This window comes from Roseimaritima sediminicola (genome assembly GCF_009618275.1).
In the GTDB taxonomy this organism is placed as follows: Bacteria; Planctomycetota; Planctomycetia; order Pirellulales; family Pirellulaceae; genus Roseimaritima; species Roseimaritima sediminicola.
Map to the genome: position 1 here is coordinate 1 of NZ_WIAD01000117.1, position 1,730 is coordinate 1,730.

1 protein-coding gene is annotated in these 1,730 nt (G+C 62.8%); it reads right to left on the reverse strand.

The features are described from left to right. Positions 1-110: 110 nt before the first annotated feature. The gene (glpK, locus tag GE027_RS22490; RefSeq protein WP_153559476.1) at positions 111-1,604 is read right to left on the reverse strand and encodes a glycerol kinase GlpK; all 1,494 of its coding nucleotides are present in this window, start codon (positions 1,602-1,604) and stop codon (positions 111-113) included. Between the last annotated feature and the right edge of the window lie 126 nt (positions 1,605-1,730).

Here is a 1,730-nt window from a genome sequence, read left to right on the forward strand (position 1 = left end):
CGCGCCCATGGCTACAACCTGCCGCCACTGCGTGGCTGCTGTGACCGAATGTCCCAACGCATACGTAGATTCTGTTAGAGTCAGTCGCGTCCAAAGTCTGGCGACTTCGGCTACGGGGTGTTTTCCCAGGCGCGGGCGCGGTCGAGGGCGGCGTTCCAGCGGCCGCGGCGCGTGGCCGCCTCTTCGCGGCTCATCTGCGGCTCGAACACACGCTCGGTCTGCCAGACCTGGGAGATCTCGTCGAGGCTGTTCCAGAAACCGCTGGACAAGCCGGCCAGGTAAGCCGCCCCCAGAGCCGTCGTCTCGATCACTTTGGGCCGCACCACCGGGACGCCGATGATATCGGCTTGGAACTGCATCAACAGATCGTTGGCCGCCGCGCCGCCGTCGACGCGCAGCTCTTCGATCTCGAACCCGGCATCCTTGTGCATCGCGTCCAGCACGTCGGCCACCTGAAACGCGATCCCTTCCAGAGCCGCTCGCGCGATATGGGCTTTGGTCGTGCCGCGGGTCAGCCCGACCATGGTGCCGCGGGCGTAGGCGTCCCAGTGCGGCGCGCCCAGCCCCGCAAAGGCGGGCACCAAATAAACGCCGTCGGTATCGGGCACCGTGGCCGCGAGCGCTTCGACGTCTTCGGAGGAGTCGATGATCCCCAACCCGTCTCGCAACCACTGGACGATCGCGCCGGCGATAAAGATGCTGCCTTCAAAAGCGTACTCCCGGCGCCGGTCGGTGGTGCAGGCCACGGTGGTCAGCAGCTTGCACTTTGACGGTTTGGCTTGCTCGCCCAGGTTCATCAACAGAAAGCAACCCGTGCCATAGGTATTTTTGGCCATCCCGACCTGCGTACAGTTCTGACCGAACAGCGCGGATTGTTGGTCACCGGCCGCGCCGCCCAACTTGATCGCTCCGCCGAACAGCTCCGGATCCGATTCGCCGTACAGGTGGCTCGACGGCAACACCTCGGGCAGCACCGAACGCGGGATATCGAACAACTGAAGCATCTGGTCATCCCACTGACCGCTTTCCAGATTCAACAGCAGAGTTCGCGACGCGTTGGTGATGTCGGTGGCGTGGACACGGCCGCCGGTCAGCTTCCAGAACAACCAACTGTCGACCGTTCCAAACGCCAACTCGCCTCGCTCGGCACGCTCGCGTGCGCCCGGCACGTTATCGAGCAACCAGCGGATCTTGGTGGCACAGAAATAAGGGTCGATCAACAATCCGGTCCGCTCCTGCACCGTCTGGGTATGTCCAGCGGCGTGCAGCGAATCGCAGTACTCGGCCGTACGGCGGTCCTGCCACACGATCGCATTGTGAACCGGCTCGCCGCTAGCGCGATCCCACAGAATCGTGGTCTCCCGCTGGTTGGTGATGCCGATCGCCGCCACGTCGGCGGCGCCAAAGCCGCACTGCTCGAGCACTTCGCGACCGACGGCCAGTTGGGACTGCCAGATTTCTTCGGCGTCGTGTTCCACCCATCCCGAACGCGGATAGTGCTGCGTGAATTCGCGTTGGGCGACGCCCAGGATGTTGCCCTTCGAATCGAAGACAATCGCTCGAGAACTGGTCGTACCTTGATCAAACGCCAAAACAATAGACATGAATCACTCACCGCGTGTGGAGGTTATGGGGGAAGGGGGGGCACATCACACTCCCTCTCGAAAACCGACAAGAACGATTTCTCCCCTCTCCCCCGAATCCAGGCGAGCCTAAGCGAGTCAGGATTT

What these genes read in the sequence shown, in the direction of transcription:
- glpK (WP_153559476.1), bottom strand. Translation starts at nt 1,604, where the DNA reads ATGTCTATTGTTTTGGCGTTTGATCAAGGTACGACCAGTTCTCGAGCG.